At 59.4% G+C, this 21,701-nt stretch carries 19 protein-coding genes and 1 pseudogene; 7 read left to right on the plus strand and 13 right to left on the minus strand.

The window, feature by feature from the left end; all coding sequences use genetic code 11:
- Positions 1-45: 45 nt before the first annotated feature.
- From ACZYSM_RS02255 to ACZYSM_RS02275, 5 genes are all read right to left on the minus strand, one after another.
- Positions 46-2,484 (minus strand): TonB-dependent siderophore receptor, encoded by a 2,439-nt coding sequence (locus ACZYSM_RS02255; protein WP_489068463.1) that lies wholly within the window; start codon positions 2,482-2,484, stop codon positions 46-48.
- 234 nt (positions 2,485-2,718) lie between these two features.
- A complete protein-coding gene (locus ACZYSM_RS02260; protein WP_489068465.1) occupies positions 2,719-3,708 on the minus strand; it encodes a FecR family protein in 990 nt (329 codons plus the stop codon).
- Positions 3,708-4,283, minus strand: coding sequence for an RNA polymerase sigma factor (locus ACZYSM_RS02265; RefSeq protein WP_489068467.1), 576 nt, complete (start codon positions 4,281-4,283; stop codon positions 3,708-3,710). Before ACZYSM_RS02265 ends, ACZYSM_RS02260 begins: the two co-directional genes overlap by 1 nt.
- Positions 4,284-4,498: 215 nt before the next feature.
- A complete protein-coding gene (locus ACZYSM_RS02270; RefSeq protein WP_489068469.1) occupies positions 4,499-4,906 on the minus strand; it encodes an HPF/RaiA family ribosome-associated protein in 408 nt (135 codons plus the stop codon).
- Between the two features lie 213 nt (positions 4,907-5,119).
- Positions 5,120-6,067 (minus strand): LysR substrate-binding domain-containing protein, encoded by a 948-nt coding sequence (locus ACZYSM_RS02275; protein WP_489068471.1) that lies wholly within the window; start codon positions 6,065-6,067, stop codon positions 5,120-5,122.
- 135 nt (positions 6,068-6,202) lie between these two features.
- Between ACZYSM_RS02275 and ACZYSM_RS02280 the strand changes: the two genes are divergently transcribed.
- The 3 genes from ACZYSM_RS02280 to ACZYSM_RS02290 all read left to right on the plus strand — a co-directional run bounded on the left by ACZYSM_RS02280 (position 6,203) and on the right by ACZYSM_RS02290 (position 9,489).
- Positions 6,203-7,579: an L-serine ammonia-lyase gene (locus ACZYSM_RS02280; protein ID WP_489068473.1), complete on the plus strand. Its 1,377-nt coding sequence runs from the start codon at positions 6,203-6,205 to the stop codon at positions 7,577-7,579.
- A 63-nt stretch (positions 7,580-7,642) separates the two neighbouring features.
- A complete protein-coding gene (locus ACZYSM_RS02285) occupies positions 7,643-8,944 on the plus strand; it encodes a serine/threonine transporter (RefSeq protein WP_489068475.1) in 1,302 nt (433 codons plus the stop codon).
- A 215-nt stretch (positions 8,945-9,159) separates the two neighbouring features.
- Positions 9,160-9,489 (plus strand): DUF3509 domain-containing protein, encoded by a 330-nt coding sequence (locus tag ACZYSM_RS02290; RefSeq protein WP_489068477.1) that lies wholly within the window; start codon positions 9,160-9,162, stop codon positions 9,487-9,489.
- Here the strand turns inward: ACZYSM_RS02290 and ACZYSM_RS02295 are convergent.
- The gene (locus ACZYSM_RS02295) at positions 9,486-9,989 is read right to left on the minus strand and encodes a phosphate-starvation-inducible protein PsiE (RefSeq protein WP_489068479.1); all 504 of its coding nucleotides are present in this window, start codon (positions 9,987-9,989) and stop codon (positions 9,486-9,488) included. The two genes, ACZYSM_RS02290 and ACZYSM_RS02295, sit on opposite strands and share 4 nt — an antisense overlap.
- 367 nt (positions 9,990-10,356) lie before the next feature.
- On the opposite strand from ACZYSM_RS02295, the pseudogene ACZYSM_RS02300 reads away from it, so the two are divergent.
- Positions 10,357-10,596 (plus strand): annotated as a pseudogene (locus tag ACZYSM_RS02300) (YebG family protein); the annotation flags it as partial.
- A 170-nt stretch (positions 10,597-10,766) separates the two neighbouring features.
- Here ACZYSM_RS02300 and ACZYSM_RS02305 read toward each other — a convergent pair.
- From ACZYSM_RS02305 to ACZYSM_RS02320, 4 genes are all read right to left on the minus strand, one after another.
- Positions 10,767-11,876: a dihydrolipoamide acetyltransferase family protein gene (locus ACZYSM_RS02305; RefSeq protein WP_489068481.1), complete on the minus strand. Its 1,110-nt coding sequence runs from the start codon at positions 11,874-11,876 to the stop codon at positions 10,767-10,769.
- Between the two features lie 10 nt (positions 11,877-11,886).
- The gene (locus ACZYSM_RS02310) at positions 11,887-12,873 is read right to left on the minus strand and encodes an alpha-ketoacid dehydrogenase subunit beta (protein ID WP_489068483.1); all 987 of its coding nucleotides are present in this window, start codon (positions 12,871-12,873) and stop codon (positions 11,887-11,889) included.
- Positions 12,866-13,960, minus strand: a complete 1,095-nt coding sequence (pdhA, locus tag ACZYSM_RS02315; protein WP_489068484.1) for a pyruvate dehydrogenase (acetyl-transferring) E1 component subunit alpha — start codon at positions 13,958-13,960, stop codon at positions 12,866-12,868. The genes ACZYSM_RS02310 and pdhA overlap by 8 nt, the downstream gene beginning before the upstream one ends.
- A gap of 102 nt (positions 13,961-14,062) precedes the next feature.
- Positions 14,063-15,082 (minus strand): Leu/Phe/Val dehydrogenase, encoded by a 1,020-nt coding sequence (locus tag ACZYSM_RS02320; RefSeq protein ID WP_489068486.1) that lies wholly within the window; start codon positions 15,080-15,082, stop codon positions 14,063-14,065.
- A 181-nt stretch (positions 15,083-15,263) separates the two neighbouring features.
- Between ACZYSM_RS02320 and ACZYSM_RS02325 the strand changes: the two genes are divergently transcribed.
- Together ACZYSM_RS02325 and ACZYSM_RS02330 are read left to right on the plus strand one after the other, a co-directional pair.
- Positions 15,264-16,067, plus strand: a complete 804-nt coding sequence (locus ACZYSM_RS02325; protein WP_489068488.1) for a SirB1 family protein — start codon at positions 15,264-15,266, stop codon at positions 16,065-16,067.
- Positions 16,068-16,206: 139 nt separating this feature from the next.
- A complete protein-coding gene (locus ACZYSM_RS02330) occupies positions 16,207-17,031 on the plus strand; it encodes a class I SAM-dependent methyltransferase (RefSeq protein ID WP_489068490.1) in 825 nt (274 codons plus the stop codon).
- A gap of 186 nt (positions 17,032-17,217) precedes the next feature.
- Here ACZYSM_RS02330 and maiA read toward each other — a convergent pair whose 3' ends face one another.
- The 3 genes from maiA to hmgA are packed head-to-tail and all read right to left on the minus strand — an operon-like array spanning position 17,218 to position 20,481.
- The gene (maiA, locus tag ACZYSM_RS02335) at positions 17,218-17,856 is read right to left on the minus strand and encodes a maleylacetoacetate isomerase (RefSeq protein WP_489068492.1); all 639 of its coding nucleotides are present in this window, start codon (positions 17,854-17,856) and stop codon (positions 17,218-17,220) included.
- A gap of 12 nt (positions 17,857-17,868) precedes the next feature.
- Positions 17,869-19,173, minus strand: a complete 1,305-nt coding sequence (gene fahA / locus ACZYSM_RS02340; RefSeq protein ID WP_489068494.1) for a fumarylacetoacetase — start codon at positions 19,171-19,173, stop codon at positions 17,869-17,871.
- Between the two features lie 3 nt (positions 19,174-19,176).
- On the minus strand, positions 19,177-20,481 hold the full coding sequence (gene hmgA / locus ACZYSM_RS02345; protein ID WP_489068496.1) for a homogentisate 1,2-dioxygenase: 1,305 nt from the start codon (positions 20,479-20,481) through the stop codon (positions 19,177-19,179).
- Positions 20,482-20,644: 163 nt separating this feature from the next.
- Between hmgA and ACZYSM_RS02350 the strand changes: the two genes are divergently transcribed.
- Complete coding sequence (locus ACZYSM_RS02350) at positions 20,645-21,436, plus strand: IclR family transcriptional regulator (RefSeq protein ID WP_489068498.1); 792 nt, start codon at positions 20,645-20,647, stop codon at positions 21,434-21,436.
- Positions 21,437-21,701: the final 265 nt, after the last annotated feature.

Consider the following 21,701-nt stretch of genomic DNA (forward strand, 5'->3'; position numbering starts at 1 on the left):
GGAACGCCGCCCGGAGCAAGCGATGAACGATGACGCGGTCTACCTTCAAAACTCCAACGTGCTGGACACCGACACCTGCCGCGAATCCCCCATGGACACGAAGAACCGGCTGGCCGCAGAGGTGTAGTAAGTGCGGTCAAACAGGTTCTTCACGTTGAGCTGAAACTTGACCTTTTGCCCTTCGACTTTGGTGTCGTAGGTGGCGAAGACATCGGCCACGGTGTAGCTCGGCAGGTCGAAGTCGTTCACTGCGTTACCGGCCCGTTCACCGACATACCGCGCTCCGGCACCGACCCGTAGCTGGTCACCGCCGACGATGGTCCCGAAGTCGTAGACCGCCGACAGGGAGCCGCTGTTCTTCGCCACGTTTTGCAGACGTTTGCCTTTGTAGGTCGGGTCTTCGGTGACTTCAGCATCGGTATAGGCGTAGCTGCCGATCATGCTCCAGCGATCACTCAGCTGACCGCTCAGGTCCACTTCCAGACCACGGGAACGCACCTCTCCGGCGGCGCTGTAAATCGTCGTCGGCCCTTCGGAGTTGGCCACCAGTACATTGCGCTTTTTGATGTCGAACAGCGCGACATTACCGGTCACACGGCCTGGCATGTCGAGCTTGGCCCCCAGTTCCCAGGACTTGGCTTCTTCCGGCGCGATGGTGCCGTCGAGGACCACGGTGCTGCCGCTGAGCGGCGCGATGGTCGAGTTGGGTTTGAACGATTCGGTATAGCTGCCGTAGAACGACAGCTCATCGGTGTAGCGATACACCAGGCCTGCGCGCGGCACCCATTTCTGTCCGTTGCTGTCAGTATTGGCCTTGAACGGGCGGCCCTTGCCGGCGTACTGGTCGTACTCCTGGAAGCGCGCGCCGCCCACCAGGATCCACTGATCGGTGAGGTGAATCGAGTCCTGCAAGAACAACGAATCGCTGCGCAGCACATCCGTCTGGGCGCTGTCGGCCGGGCTGACGGTGGTGCCTGCAACCTCTCGACCGTAGACCGGGTTGGTGTAGCTAAAGTTAGTCAGACTCTTCTGGCGGATCAGGTCGGCACGGTAGATCTTGCGGTATTCGTCATCGAGGCCAAACACCAAATCATGTTGCATCCCTGCTACCTCGACCTTGCCCTCAAGACTGGCCGTGGCGAAACGGTCGGTGCTGATGGCGTCCTGGGTGCCATCCATACTGCGGGTCAGCGTGCCCTTTTGGGTGTCGATGGCCGTCACTCGAACCTGGCTGGCGTCGTAGGTTTCGCGGTTCCAGCTGTAGCCGAAATGGGCTTTCCAGTTGTCGTTCAGGTCGTGGTCGGCTTCGAAGTGATACAGGTCCGAGCGCCCTTCCATGTTGTTGAACGGCTCGTCCAGACGCCGGCCACGGGGGATGTCCAGTGGGTGATTGGTGTTGGGGTCGATGGCGGTCCCACGGTCGAACGGCGAGAGAAACTCGCGGTGTTCATAGGCGAATAGCAGCGTGGTGCTTTCGCCGAACCAGGCCAGGGACGGCGCGATCAGAGTCTCGCGGTGGGTACCGAAATTGCGCCAGTAATCTTCGTCTTCATGGTCCAGAACCATCCGGTAAGCCAACCCCGATTCTCCCAGCGCGCCGGTGCTGTCGAGGCTGCCACCGCTGCCGTTCTTGCCGGAACCGTAGGTCGAACCACGCAGGGTCAGCGCGTTGTATTGTGCAAGCTCGGGCTTCTTGCTGACCATGTTCACCACCCCGCCCGGGTCTTGAATCCCATAGAGCAGCGAAGCCGGGCCCTTGAGCACTTCGACGCGATCCACCGAGGCGTTCAAGCCACGGCCCTGCACCACCGGCATGCCATCGCGCATGATCGAGCCGTTACGGTTGTCACCGAAGCCGCGAGTCATCACCGAGTCTTGAGTACTGCCCAACGTGTTGCCCTGAGTGATACCGCTGACATTGGCCAGCGCGTCGTCGAGATTGCGCGGCGCCTGGTCGCGGATTACCTGGGCCGGGATCACGTTGACGGTCTGTGGAATTTCTTGCAGCAACGCTTGGGAGCGCATCACGGAACTGGTGGGCGGCGGTTGATAGCTCATCGGTTGCTGTACAACCGAGGTGATGGTGGTCGCGCCCAGATTCAACGCGCCTTTGCCAGGCAGCGGTTCGAGCGCCAGGGTATGGGTGTCGGTACGGCGGAAAGTGAAGCCGGAGTTACTCAACAAACGCTGCATGGCCTGCTCGGCGCTCAACTGGCCGCTGACCGCAGGCGCTGTGATGCCGTAAGGCGCTTCATCGGTATAGACCACGCTAATGCCCGTGACCCGACTGAAATCACTCAACGCCTGAGGCAGCGGTTTGGCCGCCACCGCGAAGTTGAACAGCGCACTGTGTTGCGCACTGCCTGCGTCTGCGGCCAACGCCACACTCAACGGCAACAGGGCCAAACCCGAAATGGCCAGTGCCCCAACACCGAACCACTGTTTGACCGAACCGCTTGCCGCCGACTTTGCCCTGGACTTCATGCTCATGACCTGTGTGTAGAACTGATGCGGATGCGAATGAATCGCACTTTCAAGCACTACACGAATGGCGGCCGGGTTTACCTCACTGGATAGTTGAAAATATTTTTGCTGGGAGTGATGTGGTGTTTGATCTGACGCCTTCGCGAGCAAGCCCGCTCCCACATTCGACCGAGTTCTCTCAGGGAAATGCGATCAAATGTGGGAGCGGGCTTGCTCGCGAAGGGGCCAGAAGCTTTAGCGCAAAATAATCAAATGCCCCAAAACGTGATGCTGCTCAAACCCCAACACCCCCTGCAGGGAATTGAGCGCCAGCTGCGGATCTTTACTGGGGAAGCTGCCACTGACCCGGCGGGCGCCCAGTTCGTCGTTGAGCAGAACAATCCGTCCCGGGTAATAACGCCCGAGGTCTTTCACCACATCGGCCAGCGGTGCCTTGTAGTAATTCAGCCAACCCTGACGCCAAGCCAACTGCGTTTCGCTGTTGACCGGATACAAACTGCCGGCAGTGCCCGAGGCATAGACCACTTGCTGGCCGGCGCTGAGCACTTGTTGTGCAGCGTCTTTGCTCGCGGTTACCCCAACCCGCCCGGACAGTACTGTCACCTGCGCACCCGCCGATTGCAGTCGCACTTCGAACTGGGTGCCGAGTACTCGCGCCTCACCACTGTCAGCTTCAACCACGAACGGCTCACCGGTATGGGTCACGCTGAAAAATCCGGCGCCGCGACGCAGCTGGATATGTCGCTCTCCCCGGCTGAAATCCACGGCGATAGCGCTGTCGGCATCCAGGGTGACTTGCGATTGATCGGCCAGGGTGACGGTACGCACTTTACCCGGCGCCGAAACATAGTCCGCGCCCAAATCATCAATCAAGCGCGAAGGCTGCCAACCGGCACCCAGCGAAATCATCAACAGCAGACAGGCGGCCATGGTCAGCACGCCCGTCCAACGTCGAAGCGTGGTGCGCCGGGATCGGTTCATGGTGTTGAGATAACCCTGCAAGGCAAGGGCCTCTTCCTGCGCCAGCTTGCTCGCCGGCACTTCACTCAGTTCCCAGACCACCCGAGCCTGGGCATAGGCTTCGACATGAGCCGGATCGGCCTGCAACCAGCGACTGAACGTGGCCTGATCGCCACTGCGCGGCTGGTCATGCAACAGACTCAACCAAGCCAGTGCGGCCTGTTCCTGGGCGGGCGTCGGAGTGACGCTTGCTGAGGAGTTCATCACGGTGCTTTCCCTGGCGTACGCGGTGTCGACGGTTCCCGCAGGCTCGCTTTGCAGGCTTCGAGGGCGCGCATCATGTTTTTTTCCACGGCGCTTTGGGACAGCCCCATGGCCTTGGCGATCTCGGCGTACTTGCGACCATGAATGCGGTTGAGCAGAAAAATCTGCCGCGTACGCTCCGGCAAACGGCGCAACGCGGCTTCGACGTGGCGCAGGTCATTCCCGGCTTCCAGCGCCGCTTGCGGTTCGGTGCCTTGATTGTCCTGCTGCTCCGGCAGCCACCCTTCGTTGACCCGCACTCGCGCGCCTTCGCTGCGTAAATGGTCGATGGCGATGTTGCCGGCGCAGCGCAGCAAATAGGTACTGAGCTCTTCGACCTGCACCAAGGGCCGGCGCCAGAAACGCAGGAACAAATCCTGCACCAGATCCGCCGCCGTCGCCCGGCAACCTACCCGGCGACTGACCAGCGCTTCCATCTGTGAACGCTGGGACAAAAACACCTGCAGGAAATGCGCGCGACCGCCCAACGCTTCGGCGCTGTCAGCGTCCCGGGATTCAGGGGGCCTGGTGATCATCAAAAGCTGACTCAATTAGAGAGGCATCCAGCGGCGGACTATTGCCGAACCTGGATCAACAAGCCATCAATGCTAATGATAAATATTCTCATATACAAAAAGTATCGCCGAAGTGCCTTCAATGCGTCCCTTGCGATCAGTCATCGAACGCCCAAAACAAAACGGGCCTGCAATTGCAGGCCCGTTTTCATTGGGTGGTAAAAGTATGTCAGGCGTTAGCTATTGAGCGCTGCCTGTTCATTTTCGAGAAATTCTTCTTCAAGCAGTGCGTCTGCCTGACCGCCGCCCTCATTTGACGCCGCTACGGCGCGTTTGCTGCGCAGTTTGCCGAACATGTGTTCCAGCGCATGTTCGAGCTTGGTGGCTGCACCTTCGACCGCCTGATCCAGCGTATCGGCTTTATGGGTGACCGAAATCGGTTGATGGCCTTTTGGCCGCGCTTCAAGTTGGCAGCGCATATCGTGGGGACCTGGCTTGTCGCCGTTCTCGTCCCGCAGGTGGACCTCCACCCGTGTCAGGTCCTCTTCATAACGTTCGAGCGTGCTCTCAATGGTAGTACGTACCCACTCCTCCAGTCGGATGCTGCTTTGAATATGGTTATCGCTATTGACTTGGATTTGCATAGTTCATCCCTTATTTCAGCTAGCTCGCGAGAGGTTCCCCAGCTGGCCCTTAGGCGCAATCACTGTGACCTCTTACTTACAGAGTTGGGCAGCCAGACAAACAATTCAAGCCCTTTTCAAAGATAAATATTCATTCGTAAATAAAGCCGGACAACCGGTAAAAGCGCTGTTATGGTCGGGAGTCAGGTCGCACCGCTCTCCCCTCTCCAATCCTTACAATTGCCCCTCGCCCAGCGGGTGCATGCTGCGAAAAATTCCCGCTTCTTCCACCAGCCAGTCATGCACAGCCCGCACGCCCGGATGGCTTAGCGCGCCCGGCGCATAAAGCAGCACATAACGCTTGTGATTGGGCACCGCAAGGCCAAATGGCACGATCAAGGTGCCGCGCTCCAGTTCGTCATTGAGCAGCGTACGCCGGGCAATGGCCACGCCCATGCCGGCAATCGCCGCCTCAATCGTCAGATGGTTGCGATTGAAGGTATGTCCACGCCGCACATCCGCGCCTTCGAAGCCGATAGCATTCAGGTAGAACTCCCATTCCGCATATTCGTAACTGCCGCGCCAGGCGGTGATGTCGTGCAACAGCGGAAAATGCACCAGGTCCGCCGGCCCGTGCAGGGGCGGTCGGCCGCGCAACAGGTTCGGGGAGCAAACCGGGAAAATCTGCTCATCGAGCAGGGCTGTGGATAACAAACCGGGATAACTGCCGTCGTTAAGGTCGATGGCCAGATCAAAGTCGCCCTCGTGCAACGCCACGCTGCTGTCCTCGGCCACCAGCCGCAACTGGATATCCGGGAAGCGCTGCTGCAAACGCGGCAAGCGCGGCGTCAGCCATTTACTGAGAAACGACGGAATCGAACGTAGCCGCAAGGTCCCGCTGATCTGCCCCGCATCCAGGCGCCGCAATTCGGCATCGATGCTGCCGTAGGCCTCGTTGACGGTAATGGCCAGGCGCTGACCTTCAGCGCTTAGCTCCACGCCTCGGGCGCGACGATGAAAAAGTCGAAAACCCAAGCGTTCCTCCAGCTGCCGAATCTGTTGGCTAACCGCCCCTGGGGTGATGTGCAGCTCTTCCGCGCATCGGGTGAACGACAAGTGCCGCGCGGCACAAGAGAACACATGCAGCCAGACGTAGGTCTGGGCATGAAGTTGACGACTCATCGTTTAGTCCTGCTAAAGGCTGTCTTAGGAAGTTTCGTTGGTCAGTGCTGACCGAGGGAGGCAGTATCGCCGACATTGCGCTCGTCCTACAAAAAATGGCAGCGATTCCTACTCCATTGCTTGTAAGGGTTTAGCATGGCTATCAGTGTTTTCGATCTATTCAAGGTCGGTATCGGGCCGTCCAGCTCTCATACCGTCGGCCCTATGCGGGCCGCTGCGACCTTCGCCCAATCCCTGTTTGACCAAGGCTTGCTGGAGGACGTCCGGCGGGTAGAAATCCGCTTGTACGGTTCGTTGTCCGCCACCGGCATCGGCCATGCGACCGACCGTGCCTGCGTGATGGGGCTGATGGGCGAATGGCCAGACAGTATTGATCCGACCAGCATCGGCCCGCGCATTCAGCAGTTACGTGAGTCCGGCGAGCTATTGCTGGCCGGCCGTTCGTCGATCGCCTTCGACTGGCAGCGCGATCTGCTGCTGCTCGACGAAAGCCTGCCCTACCATCCCAACGCCATGTCCCTCAGTGCTTTTGGCGAAAACGCTGAGCTCTGGGAACAAACGTACTACTCGGTCGGTGGCGGTTTTATCGTCGAAGCGACCGAAGCTGAATCCGGCGTCCCTCCTGCCAGCGATGTCGAGTTGCCCTACGATTTCTCCAGCGCCGCTGAGTTGCTCTCCCTCTGCAAGCAGCATGGTCTGCGGGTTTCCGAACTGATGATGGCCAACGAACGGGCCTGGCGCAGCGACGCTGAAATTCGCAGCGGGCTGTTGCACATCTGGTCGGTGATGCGCGAGTGCGTCGAGCAAGGCCTGCGCCACGAAGGCATCTTGCCGGGTGGTCTGGATGTGCCGCGTCGAGCGGCGAAATTGCATCGCAGCCTCCTGGAAATCGGCAAGCCGAATGTCATCACTTCGACGTTGTCGGCGATGGAGTGGGTCAACCTCTTCGCCCTGGCCGTGAACGAAGAAAACGCCGCCGGCGGGCGCATGGTCACCGCGCCTACCAACGGAGCTGCCGGGATCATCCCCGCAGTGCTGCATTACTACATGAAATTCAATCCAGAAGCCTGCGATGACGATGTCGTGGCGTTCTTCCTCGGCGCGGCAGCGGTGGGGATTCTGTGCAAGAAAAACGCCTCGATTTCCGGTGCTGAAGTCGGTTGTCAGGGTGAAGTCGGTTCTGCCTGCGCCATGGCCGCAGCCGGGCTCGCCGACATCCTCGGCGCCACCCCCGAACAACTGGAAAACGCCGCAGAGATTGGCCTGGAACACAACCTTGGGCTGACCTGCGACCCGGTCGGCGGGCTGGTTCAAGTGCCGTGCATCGAGCGCAACGCGATTGCTGCCGTGAAGGCAATCAACGCCACGCAAATGGCCCTGCGCGGCGATGGCAAACACTTCATTTCCCTGGACCGGGTGATCCGCACCATGCGCGATACCGGCGCCGATATGCATGACAAATACAAAGAAACTTCACGAGGCGGCCTGGCTGTGAGCTGGGTGGAATGCTAACGAGCATTTCTTAACCGTCCTTTCTCCGTGAGCCCCAGTAAAAACAATAATGAGGCGATACCGATGACCGATGTACGTACACCTGCTGCCGATAATCCCGTTATAGACGTTTCACGAGAGGCTCGCGCGACCAGCAAAAGCTGGAGCAAACACGACACCACCTGGATGCTCGGCCTCTACGGCACGGCCATCGGGGCCGGTACATTGTTCCTGCCGATCAATGCTGGCGTGGGCGGTTTCTGGCCACTGCTGGTGCTGGCGCTGCTGGCCTTCCCGATGACCTTCTTCGCCCACCGTGGCCTGACCCGTTTCGTGCTGTCCGGGCGCTCCGGCGACATCACCGAAGTGGTTGAAGAACATTTTGGGGTCGGTGCTGGCAAGCTGATAACACTGCTGTATTTCTGCGCGATCTTCCCGATCCTGCTGGTGTACAGCGTGGCGCTGACCAACACCCTCACCAGTTTCATGGAACACCAGTTGCACATCACACCGCCACCACGGGCGATCCTTTCGCTGCTGTTGATTCTCGGTTTGATGACTATTGTGCGTTGCGGCCAAGGCGTGATCGTCAAAGCCATGAGCGTTCTGGTTTATCCCTTTGTCGCCGCGTTGCTGCTGCTTGGCTTGAGCCTGATCCCAAATTGGAACGGCGCGTTCTTCGCCTCTGCCAGCGAAGGCATGCCATTGCCGCTGTTCTTCAAGACGCTGTGGCTGGCGATTCCGGTGATGGTGTTCTCGTTCAACCATTCGCCGATCATTTCCGCATTCGCGGTCGATCAGAAGCAGCGTTACGGCGCTCAGGCCGAGCGCAAAAGCAGTGGCATCCTCGCGATCGCCCACAGCATGATGGTGCTGACGGTGATGTTCTTCTGCTTCAGCTGCGTGCTGGCCCTGTCGCCAGCTGACCTGGCGGCTGCCAAGTCGCAGAACATCTCGATCCTGTCGTACCTGGCCAACCACTTCCAGACCCCGGTGATCGCCTACGCCGCGCCGTTGATCGCTTTGGTAGCAATCACCAAATCCTTCCTCGGCCACTACATCGGCGCCAGCGAAGGCTTTCAAGGGCTGATCGTAAAAAGCCTGCGCAGCCGTGGCCGGACGTTGTCAGCGAGCTGGCTGAACCGTGCGACCGCACTGTTCATGGTGCTCACCTGCTGGGCCGTGGCAACCTTCAACCCGAGCATCCTCGGGATGATCGAGACCCTGGGCGGGCCAATCATCGCCTGTCTGCTGTTCCTGATGCCGATGTATGCAATTCACCGGGTACCGGCGCTACGCCAGTACTCCGGGCAGCTGTCGAACGTGTTCGTAGTCGTGATCGGTTTGGTGGCGCTTTCGGCGATCATCTTCTCGTTCATGCCCTGAAACGGGCAGTGATTTGAAGGCGGGCCCGTGAGCCCGCCTTTTTATTGCCGGTCTATTGCCTGAGCACTTGCCCGGCATGCCCTTTGCTTTGTCGGTCATGAGGAAAATGGACTTATGAAACCTCAGCGAACGGCCTGCCGATGGTCTGGAAACACGAACTAATTCCGACCACGACCGGTCAATGACTGCACGATCCAATCACGCGGTGACGCATTATGGACAATCCTTTTCAGATCATTACTGACGCCTTTTCCCCGCAGTATCAGGTCAACCTGAGCATTCAAGGGCTTGACGGCAGCATCATGCTGACCCTTTCCAACGCAGGCCATGTGGTGGCCAAACGCATGATCAGCACCGAGCAACGCAACGACCCGCAGCGGTTGAAACGGTTGGTGCAAAGTATTCAGTTTGGCATCGCCATCGAACAGGGTCACAGCGCCATGGCGATTCTCGAGGCCATGACCGACAGCGGCAACCTCAAGCTGCTGTCACCTCCACGCAAGGGCTGGCCGACCGGCCAACCCCATCTCGCGGTGAGGATTTAACGCTCGCCCTCCTCCTCGACTTCCGGATGATCGCTGGAACCCGCATCGACCTTGCGTTTCGGGTGGGCGATCTTCACGGAAGGGAACTGCGAAGAAGCGTAACGCACCACCAGAATCGAAAATGCCAACAGCAAAATCCCACCGCACAGATAAATAATGCCCACGTCTGGCGGATTGTGGTGCGAGACGTTGGAGATCAGCAGGCGCGTAAGCGCGGTGATCGCCACGTAGATCAGGAAGCGTACTGGCATGTGATTGGTCTTGAAGTAAATCCCGACCATCGCCCCCAGTTCGAGGTAGATGAACAGCAGCAGAATGTCATCGATCTTGATGTGACCCGCCTCGATCATCTGCAAAAATTCCATCACCGCAGCCCAGGCCGTCACCGCACCAATGGCGAACAGCGCCAGGTAGTGGAACGTTTCGACGAACAGATTGCCCAGCGACTCGGCCAACTGATGAACGTTTTGGCGAAGATTTTCGGCCCAATTGATTTTCACGATGCTATTTCCTTAGGTCGGTTAGACCGGATGTTGACGTGACGGTTGATCTGCATGCAGAAAAAAGGCCAGAGGCTGAGAAGTAAGATGATGGCTGGCTGATATGAGGCACTTTTCTGTGGTGCCTGTACTGACGCTATCGCGGGCAAGTCGGATCGCCGCACCGCTCGCTCCACAAGGTCCGCGCAAATTCTGTAAGAGCGAGGCTTGCCCGCGATTCAGGCGCCTCGACCTACCTGACAAACCCCAATTCCCAGCTACATTAAAAAGCCACTACCCAAAGCGCAGGGATTCGCTTATCCTTTTAGCTGTATAAAAATACAGTAGTCGCAAAAGACAACTTTCGTAAAGGCATGTGAGGTGGTGAATGGCCGTCGAAGTGGTATACCGCAGCAGCCGAGATCTGGAGCGTTTGTTCATGGATAAAGCCGAAGCTGACCGTCATGACAAAATGCTCGAACTGGCTGAATTGCTGGCCGAAGTGTTGCAAAAAGCTGTTCCGTCACTGACTGAGCAGCAAGTGGAAGAAGCCGGGATCTACATGGCGAAAAACCGCGATGTGTTCGCCAAGGCATTCAAGAGCCAACCGGATGCATTGTCCGAGTTGCTCAACGTGCCGGCTGAAGTAGTTGAAGTAGCCGAACCGGTTGAAGCGCCTGAAGCAGCTGAGCCGGTTAAGCCCGCGAAAGCCGCCAAGTCCGTCAAGTAAGCAACGCCCGAATTGAATAGGCCCTGAGTCAAATGGCTCAGGGCCTTTTTCATGGGCGAATGAAAAGTCTAGTCCTCAGGCTTTTCCAGGGCCTCGACCAACGCCTTGAAAAACCGCGCCGCCTCGCCACCGGTCACCGCCCGATGATCGAAGGTCAACGACAGCGGCAAGACGGGATGCACCACCACTTTGCCGTTCATGGCGACCGGTTCTTCGCGAATTCCGCCGGCGGCGAGAATTGCCACTTGCGGCGGCACCACTACCGGGTTGGCGTAACGCCCGAACAAGGTGCCGAAATTGGACAGTGTCAGGGTCGCGCCCATCATCTCTTGGGGCGGTATCGAGCGGGCCTGCACGTCGGCTCGCAATCGACTCATGCCTTCTTTCAGGTCTGCTGACGCTCGATTGCCGACATCGCGCAGGACCGGCACAAACAGACCGTCTGGCGTGTCCACGGCGATCCCCAGGTCGAGTGTTGGGTGCTGTTTGATTGACAGCGACTTGCCGTCGAACCCGCTGTTCAACACCGGCTCCACCGCACACGCGGCTGCCATGGCCTTGGCCAGGCGAATCAACGGATCCCGGGCCTGACCCCAGCGGTGCAAATCGGCATCACCGAAGATCGTCACAGGCACTACTTCGGCATGGGACCTGGCCATGTTCAGCGCCATGCTGCGACGCACACCGCGCAGCTTTTCGCCGCCGAATTTGTCGCGCTCAGTCTGGGACGCGCCTTCGACATCGCTGCGAGTGATCAGGCCATCAGCGCCGGAACCGCTCAGTGCACTCAAGTCGACGCCCAGTTGCCGTGCCAATTGCCGCACTGCCGGAGTGGCGCGGGTAGTCATGTGTTCGCGAGTCGAGGGCGCGGCGCCGACAAAAAACTGATCGTCCTGGCTGTTGCCGCCACCTTCAAGCCGCCCGACCACGGTGCCTGCGTCCGCTTCGCCTTCATAGCCGAGCAAGGGCTCGCCAACATGCAGGATGTCACCTTCGCCACCGTAGGTTTTGGCCACCACGCCATCATAAGGCGCAGGGATATCCACCAGCGCTTTGGCGGTTTCCACCGAGACCAGCAGTTGATCGGCCTTCACCGTATCGCCGACCTTGACGTGCCACTCGACGATCTCCGCTTCCTGTAAACCTTCACCCAGATCGGGCAGTTTGAAATATTTCATCACGGCCTCCTCAGGCGAAATTCAGTGCGGTATCGCAGGCGTGCAGGATGTCTTCAACGTTGGGGATATACAGGTTTTCAAGCCGATACAGCGGCGGCGGGATGTCCGGCGCCGTGACGCGCTGGATCGGTGCCTGCAACTCCAGCAAGGCCCGCTCGTAGAGGCTGGCAGCGATTTCTGCGCCGACCCCGCAGGAGCGCGGCGCTTCATGGACGATCACGCAACGACCGGTTTTGCGTACCGAGGCTTCCAGAGTGTCAAGGTCCAAGGGTTTGACGCAGGCGACATCGATCACCTCTGCCGAAATGCCCTGTTCCGCCAAAAGCGTGGCGGCCTGCAGGGTTTCCATGACGCTGGCGCCCCAACTGATCAAGGTGATGTCGCTGCCTTCGCGCAGGGTAAAACAGGTATCCAGCGGCAGGCGTTTGCCGTCATCGATTAGCGGTTGCGGGTTCATTCTGTAGAGCCGGGTTGGCTCAAGAAACACCACCGGATCAGGATCATCAATGGCCGCCAGCAGCAGGCCATAGGCTCTGGCGGGCGATGAGGGAATCACCACCCGCAGCCCAGGAATATGCGCAAACAATGCTTCGGTACTTTCGCTGTGATGTTCCGGCGCACGAATCCCGGCACCCATCGGCGAGCGCAATACCATCGGGCAAGTGATCCGCCCCCGGGTGCGGTTGCGCATGCGGCTGGCGTGGGACACCAAGTGCTCCATGGTGGCGTAGATAAAGCCCATGAACTGGATTTCCACCACGGGCTTCAAGCCTTGGGCGGCCATGCCCACCACCAGTCCGCCGAGCATGGTTTCGGCCAGCGGCGAGTCGATCACGCGTTTGAAGCCGAAGCTGTCCCGCAGCCCTTGGGTGGCGCGGAACACCCCGCCGTTCACACCGACGTCTTCGCCAAGGACGATGACATTTTCGTCTTCGCTCATGGCTCGATGCATGGCCAGATTCACCGCTTCCAGGAGGCTGACTTTTTCGTTACTCATGAGCCGAACCTCCCGCGCGCCGCGCTACCCGTTCGAGAAGCCATTCGCGCTGCTCAGCCAACGCTGCCGGCCACTGGGCATAGACGTATTGCATCACTGATTCCGGCGGCTGATTGCCGGCCGCGTCGAAGTTATCCACAGCACGCTGCACCAGCCCTTGGCATTCAGCGATCAGCGCCTGCTCGCGGCCTTCATCCCAGACGCCCTGCCCGGCCATGAAACGTTGCAAGCGTTTGATCGGCTCTTCAAGCCAGGCTTGCTTGACCTCATCGGCGGGTCGATAGCGTGTGGCGTCGTCCGCAGTGGTGTGGTCGCCAAGCCGATAACTCAGGCATTCCAGCAGCACCGGGCCTTTGCCCTGGCGCGCCCGTTCCAGGGCAATTTGTATGCGCTCATACACCGCGAGCATGTCATTGCCGTCGACCTGCTCGCCGTGGAACCCGGCGCCAATCGCCTTCTGCGCCAGCGTCGGCGCGCCGCACTGAATTCGCCGCGGCACCGAGATCGCCCATTGGTTGTTGTTGATCACGAACACCACCGGCAACTGCCAAGCGCCAGCCACGTTGAGGGCTTCGAGGAAATCGCCTTTACTGGTGGCGCCGTCGCCGCACGTGGTCACTACCACCCGGTGTTCGCCACGGATCTTGAATGCACTGGCCACGCCGCAGGCATGCAGCGCCTGAGTCGCAATCGGCACGCAGATGGGGAAGTCCTGAGCCACCGCCGGCTCGGCGTAGTCGCTACCGCGCTCGTCGCCGCCCCAGTACAAAAGAATTTCTTCCATGCGTACCCCGCGCATCAATTGCACGGCGGTGTCGCGGTAATACGGCACCAGCACATCTTCGGGTTGCATCAGGCTACCAATCGCCACACCGATCGCCTCTTGGCCGAGGGTCGGTGCGTAGGTCCCGATGCGCCCGGTGCGTTGCAGGGCGACGGCTTTCTGATCGAATAGACGGGTCAGGACCATCTGCCGGTAGAGGCGCGTCAGCAGATTGAAATTATCCGCCCAGGCGGGAAGTTCTCCGAGCAGGTGGCCTTCGGGGGATAAGTAGCGGGTATAGGGGAGGTTAACCTTTTGGGGCATGGCACAGTTCCTTGCACGCCGGGTAAGCGTGATGCTGATGAGCCCGGCGCTTATGGCGCGGGCCTTTCGAGCAAGTAACCGTGGTGGGGCCTTTGCTCTCTCCTATGGGTATAGCAGGCGCTCCGCCAACTCGTCCGCTACCCGCGCCGGGGAGCGTTTTTCGGCCTGGGCGTGGGCGAAGATTTCGGTCAGCCGCGCGCCGATTTTCGAGAGGTGAGCCGTAATGGTCGTCAGCTCTTCACCGCGATGTTTCAGCGCGACGTAAATCAGCCCGCCGGAATTGATCACGTAGTCTGGTGCATACAGAATCCCGCGATTTTCCAGTTGATCGGCGACTTGCAGGTTGGTCAGTTGATTGTGCGCGGAACCGGCTACCGCCGCGCAACGCAATTGGGCGACGCTGTGGCTGTTGAGCACACCGCCCAGACCACAAGGCGCGAGGATGTCGCACGGGGTGCTGAGCAACGCATCATTGGCAATCGGATGGGCACCCAATAGCTCCATGGCCAACTGCACTTTACCGGGGTCGATGTCACTGACCAGCAATTCGGCACCTGCCGCGTGCAACTGCTCGGCAAGCGCGAAGCCGACATTGCCCAGACCTTGAATGGCAATGCGCAAACCTTCGAGGTTATCGCTGCCCAAACGGGCCATGGCGGTGGTGCGGATCCCCGCGAACACGCCCATGGCAGTGTGCGGCGAAGGGTCGCCCGCCGCGGTGGTGCTGGTGACATGCTGGGTCTGTTGGGCAATGCAATCCATGTCGGCAACCGAGGTGCCACTGTCGATGGCGGTGATGTAGCGACCGTCAAGCTGTTCGATGCAGCGGCCGAAGGATTCAAACAAGGCGGCGCGACTTTCGACATGGGGCGGGCGAACGATCACTGCTACGCCGCCGCCTTGGGGCAGACCGGCCAATGCAGCCTTGTAACTCATTCCCTGAGCCAGACGCACAGCGTCGACCACAGCACTTTCATCGTCGGGATAGGCAAGGTAACGACAACCGCCCAGGGCAGGCCCCAAGCGACTGCAATGGATAGCAATCACCGCTTTCAACCCGGTCTTTGGGTCGACGCTAAGGTGCAGCGATTCAAGGCGGGTGCTTTGCATGAGAGCAAACATCATCGGGCTCCCGAATCAAGCTTATGTCGCCAGTATAGTCTTGCGGCGGAAGATTGCTGAAGCGCACGGGAATAAGCCGAGGCTGTTTGCAGGCTTTAAGACATAACCTGCAACGTCATGTGTACAGCACTGGACGAAAGCCGGCGACGGGGCTAAAACGAGGCATTCACCGGAGATTTTGATGACGCCCCGCCAAGCTTTTTTCGCCTGCCTGCAACGCTCTCCACCGGCGCTCTTTGACGCGACAGTGTGGATCGCTGTCGAGCACGATCCGGCGGTAGATCCAGAGGTGTTATTGCACAACTTCAAAGAGCTGGAACAACGGGTCAGCTCCGGTTTGCCGATGTTGCCGGTGAGTGAGCTCGGGCAGCCCTTGTTGCGCCGAATGAATGACCTGAACTTTGCGCAGGATGACTCCACTCCGCTGCGGCCCCAGGCTGCGCTGGTCAATAAAGTACTGGAACGCAGACGCGGACAACCGCTGGCGCTGGGGCTGATCGCCCTGGAGCTGGCCAGGCGCTTGGAGATCCCCATGGTCGGCGTCAACTTTCCGGGGCATTTCCTGCTGTGTGTGCCGGGCGCCGACCATCTGCTCGACCCATGCGGCGGACGGCGGCTGTATCCCAATGATTGCCGTGAACTGCTGCAACGCCAATATGGCCCGAACATGAAGCTGAGTGCAGAGCATTTGCTCACCGCCGAGCCGGTTCACATGCTGCAGCGCCTGTCGCGCAACCTGCGGCAGTTGCACCTTGCCAATGACGACAACCTCGGCGCGCTGATCGACGCCGAACGCGTGCTGGAACTCGGTAACGCCAGCGCAGCCGATTACCTGGCCCGCGCCAGCCTGTATCAACGCCTCGACTGCCCGAATGCCGAACGCTTCGATCTGGAGCATGCGTTGCTGCTCAGTGAAGACCCTATCCAGCGGTTACGGCTGACCGAGCGGTTGGGGCATTTGCCACCGAACTCGATTGTGCATTGAAGCGAGAAGATCGCAGCCTGGCGGCAGCTCCTACAGGGGTTGCGTACACCTGAATGATCAATACTGTTCATTGAGTACTGCGTCATCGCCCCGACCGCTTTTCCGTACACTGCCCGTCCACCCCATGGATGAGGTCGTCATGTACGTTATTTCCCCCGCTGAACGATTTCTGCAGGACTTTCACCAACGCCGTACCGGGACGACCAGCGCCGCATTTGCCCATCTGAGGACGTCGAGCCAGGCCTCTTCGTATGCAGTGTTGGCATCGCTTATACCTACCTCAAGCGCTGCACTGACCGTACTGGACCTCGCGTGCGGGGACGGACACTTGCTCACGTTGCTGGCCAATCGGCAGCAACCGGCATTGCAGTTGATCGGCGTGGACATGAGCCAGGCAGAACTGGACGCAGCGCGCGCAACGCTTCCTGAAAGTGTGGTCCTGCTGAAAGAACGGGCACAGACGCTGTCGACGGCGACTGGTAGCGTTAATTTTGTCCTGTCGCATCTGGCCCTGATGTTGATGGATGACATCGAACAGGTCCTCGTTGAGATTCGCCGCGTCTTGCGTGATGACGGGAAACTGGCGGCGATCGTCGGACGAGGCTTCTTGCTGGGAGAGGTTGGCAAGTTGTACCTGGAGGTTTTTCGACCTGTCGCCCAACAAGATGCACTTGCGCATTTGCCGATGGGCGATCCACGCACTCGAACCCAGGAGGGGTGGCTCGAGTTACTCCGCGAAGGTTTTACCTGCGTCGAGTTTGAAGATCTGGATGTTGAGTGGCATCCGCACTTCGACGAACTGTGGGAATCACTTAGCGAAACCTACGATGTGGATCGGCTAACGTCAGCCGCCAAAGCTCAGCTGAAGGAACGCTTCAAAGCTTCAATCAATCATCTGCAACGGGAAGACGGCTCTATCCCTACCAGATGGGGGCTGCGTTTGATCCGGGCCAGCGCCTCCTGACACTGGGCCAGATCAAACTTCATCACGGTACTTGCTGCCCAATTCGATTGGGCATTGAGGCCCAAAAGATCGCAGGCTGCGCCAGCTCCTATGCCAACCGTGTAAACCCGCAAATCACAGATACATGGCGGCATTCCTACGCTCTGCGTGGGAATGCCGCCATGGATGCTCTGCGTCCGATCAGCTTTATTGCGGGGTATCGGGCTGCTGTGCCGGGTGAGCCTTGAGAAACGCCGGATGCTGAGCAGCCAACGCGGCCACCCGGCGAATCCGGGGATAGACCTCAAGGGAAATGTTGAACCGCTCAGCCGCATACAACTGCGGGATCAGGTAGACATCCGCCAACCCCGGCTCGCTGCCGAAGCAGTAACCCTCATTGCCGATCAAGTGCTCGGCCGTCACCAGCCCCTGGGTGATCCAGTGACTGATCCACTGCACCACCTGAACCTCGTCGTGGCCCCATTGGCGCAGCAGGTTGAGCACGCTGACGTTGTGCAACGGATGAATATCGCAACCGATCAACGCCGCCACCCCACGCTCGTGGGCGCGGGTGACCAGATTTTTGGACAGCAGCGGCACCTGTGGATAACGTTCTTCGAGGTACTCGATGATCGCCGGCGACTGGATCAGCAAGTCGCCTTCATCGGTGCGCAAGGCCGGCACGCGGCCCTGCGGGTTGACGCTCAGGTACGCCGACTGCCGATGTTCGCCACCTTGGGCGGCGATCAGATTGATCGGCAACGCCTGGTAATCCAGCCCCTTGAGTGCCAGCGCAATACGCACCCGATAGGACGAGGTCGAGCGATAGTAGGTATAGAGTTCCATGGCGCGAACCTCTTAATGGGCTGGCAGGATTTTGCCGCGGCATTCGCCGAAACCGATGGAGGCGACACCGTCAGCGCTGCAGCGAGCACGCAGGATGATTTCGTCACCGTCTTCGAGGAATTTACGCACTTCGCCCGAGGCCAGTTCGATCGGCTTTTTGCCGCCTTCGGTGATTTCCAGCAGGCTGCCGAACTGACCATTCTCAGGCCCCGACAAGGTGCCCGAACCGAACAGATCGCCGGCCTGCAACTGGCAACCGTTGACGCTGTGGTGCGCAACCATCTGCGCCACGGTCCAGTACATGTGCTTGGTATTGCTCAAGGTCAAACGATGGGCTGGCAGGTTTTGCTCGCGCATGGCTTCGGTGAGCAACAACACTTCCAGTTCGATATCGAAGGCACCGGCGGCCTGATCACGCTTGTCGAACAGGTACGGCAGCGGCTGTGGGTCACCTTTCGGACGAGCTGGCTGGGCACGACGGAACGGTTCCAGCGCTTCGGCCGTCACCACCCACGGCGAGATGCTGGTGATGAAGCTTTTCGACAGGAATGGACCCAGCGGCTGGTACTCCCACGCCTGAATGTCCCGCGCCGACCAGTCGTTGAGCAGGCAGAAACCTGCGATGTGCTCTGCTGCATCGCCAATGGCAATCGAGTCGCCCATGGCGTTGCCCTGACCGATCCAGATGCCCAGCTCCAGCTCATAGTCCAGGCGCGCGCACGGGCCGAAAGTTGGCTCGGTCTGACCGGCCGGCAGGGTCTGACCTTTTGGCCGACGCACGTCAGTGCCGGACGGGCGAATGGTCGACGCGCGGCCGTGGTAACCAATCGGCACGTATTTGTAGTTCGGCAGCAGTGGATTGTCGGGACGGAACAGTTTGCCGACGTTCTGTGCGTGCTCGATACCGACGTAAAAGTCGGTGTAGTCATTGATTTTTGCTGGCAGGTGCATGTGGCAGTTCGCAGCCAGTGGCAGCAATTTTGCGCCTTGGGCTTCGATCTTGCCGTGCAGGGTGCTGCCTTCGGCGAACAGTTCCAGCAGGCGTTCACGCAACGCGACACGAGCGCCTCGGCCCAAGTCAAAAAACGCGTTCAACTGACCGCCGCGAGTCGCTTCGACTGCCGCGCGTGCCGCACCGTCAAACAGACCGGCGTCCAGCGCCGCTTCCAGATCAAAGATGTGCTCACCGATCGCCACGCCACTGCGAGGTGCAGAACCGTTGATGCTGAACACACCCAACGGCAGATTTTGCAGCGGGAAGTCGGCGTGGTCGTTGGCGGAGGCAACCCAGCTACGAGTGATGGTTGGCTGATTCATGGGTTATCTCCGGTTCGGATTGAAGGTAGCGGGCAACGAAGCCCAGCAAGCATCGTAGTTGTTCTGCAACTGCGGGCAGTCGAGGGCGAAGCGGCTCGGACGCAGCACTTGGCTGGTCTCGAACATGAAGGCCATGGTGTTGTCGATCTTGCTCGGTGAGAGCTCAGCGACAATCGCTTTGCTGCAGGTTTCGCCGTCCGGCCCGTGGGCGCTCATGCAGCTGTGCAGGGACGCGCCGCCCGGCAGGAAGCCTTCGGCCTTGGCGTCGTAGCTGCCCTGGATCAGGCCCATGAACTCGTTCATCAAGTTGCGATGGAACCACGGTGGACGGAAGGTGTTCTCGGCCACCATCCAGCGTGGCGGAAAGATCACGAAGTCGAGGTTGGCCAGACCGTTGACACTGGTCGGCGAAGTGAGGACGGTGAAAATCGACGGATCAGGATGGTCGAAGCTGACCGTGCCAATGGTGTTGAAACGCCGCAGGTCATATTTGTACGGCACGTTGTTGCCGTGCCAAGCGACCACGTTCAACGGCGAATGATCGAGCTCGCAGCCCCAGAGTTCGCCGAGGAATTTCTGCACCAGGGTGGTGGGCTGCTTGAGGTCTTCGTAATGGGCGACCGGCGTCAGGAAGTCCCGCGCATTGGCCAGGCCGTTGCTGCCAATCGGCCCCAGGTCCGGCAAGCGCAATGGCGCGCCATGGTTCTCGGCGATGTAGCCGCGAGCCTGGGCATCGAGCAGTTCAACACGAAATTTCAGGCCCCGAGGCAGCACGGCGACTTCCAGCGGTTCCAGCTCCAGCACGCCCAGTTCGGTGGCGATGCGCAAACGGCCCTGCTCCGGCACCACCAGCAACTCGCCGTCAGCGTTAAAGAACACCCGCTCCATCGAGCGATTGGCGCGGTAGTTGTAGATGCTGATCCCGGCGGGCTTATTCGCCGCAGAGTTGGCGGCCATGCTGACCAGACCATCGATGAAATCGGTCGGCTCGGAGGGGATGTCCAACGGATTCCAGCGCAGACGATTAGGCGTGACGTCACCCAACGGACCGCCAGCCAGTTGCCGATCCAGCTTGACGAACGCCGGGTGATTGGCCGATGGCTGTATGCGGTACATCCAGGTGCGCCGCGCTTCGCTGCGAACCATGGTGAACGCGGTGCCGGAGAACAGTTCGGTGTAGAGACCGTAGGGTGCTTTTTGCGGGGAGTTCTGGCCGACGGGCAATGCGCCGGGCAGCGCTTCACTGCTGAATTCGTTGCCAAAGCCTGACTGATAAACCAGCGCTGGCGCCGAGGAATCGAGGGTCATGGAGCCTCCTGAGTGGAGTGGGCAGAGGGCTGCACCTTCCGATCAAGAAGTCTCAGCACGCTGCGTTATTTTTATCGTAATTCAATTACGCATAACGTAATTTGATTGGTATTGACCGTCAAGCTATAAAGACGCCCATTCGTCTCGGGATCACACCGCCTCCATGGAAAAGCCGCGCAACACCAGTGACAGCAACGGTAAACAGAAAGTCCGCTCGGCCGAGGTCGGTACTGACATCCTCAAGGCCTTGGCGCAACTGTCGCCGTCCACTTCTTTGTCGCGTCTGGCCGAACACGTGCAGATGCCGGCGAGCAAGGTCCATCGCTATTTGCAGGCACTGATTGCCAGCGGGTTTGCCGAGCAAAATACCGCCACCAACCATTACGGCCTGGGCCGTGAAGCGTTGCGCGTGGGTTTGGCCGCTCTAAACAGTATGGACGTGCTGAAAGTCGCCGCGCTGCCGTTGGCCGAGTTGCGCGATGAACTGAACGAAACCTGCTTCCTCGCGGTATGGGGTAATCAGGGCGCGACCGTGGTGCATATCGAACCGGCAGTGCGCGCGATAACGGTGGTCACACAATTGGGTTCAGTGTTGCCATTGCTCAGTTCATCGACCGGGTTGGTGTTCAGCGCTTTCTTGCCAAACCGTGAAACCGTCGAGTTGCGTGAGCAGGAACTGAAGGCGAGCGATAACCATCTGCTGGCCGATGAGAAGGTTTACGCGGCAGTGTGCGAGCAGATTCGTCGACGCGGCCTGCATCATGTGCACGGCTTGCTGATGCCGGGGGTGGACGCACTGTCGGCACCGGTGTTCAACGCGGTCGGGAATGTGGCTGCAGTGCTGACAGTGGTCGGACCAACGTCGTTGTTTCATGCCGATGAGAATGGCCCGGCAGCGCAGCGTTTGTTGGCGGCAACGCAGGCGGTGAGCTGGCGAATGGGCTACCAGCCGTAAAAAAAATGGTTAACCCGCTGCTACAGGATTGGAGCGCGGGTCTGAACGGCGACTGTTACTCAAGCTGTAACAGTTATTGTCCCGAATCGCTATTTTTCATGGGGCGATAAGTACTTATTATTGCTGGGCTCTCACGGCAAACCGCCAGAAAGAGCAAACTCCGAAGTGTGAATATGCCACTTCTGATCGACAGCTTTTAGACAGATTGAAAAAACATTATTCAATGTGTCACCACCGAGTTCACTGACGTAGATTTATAGCTCCT

It is taken from the genome of Pseudomonas sp. F220 (assembly GCF_057813935.1).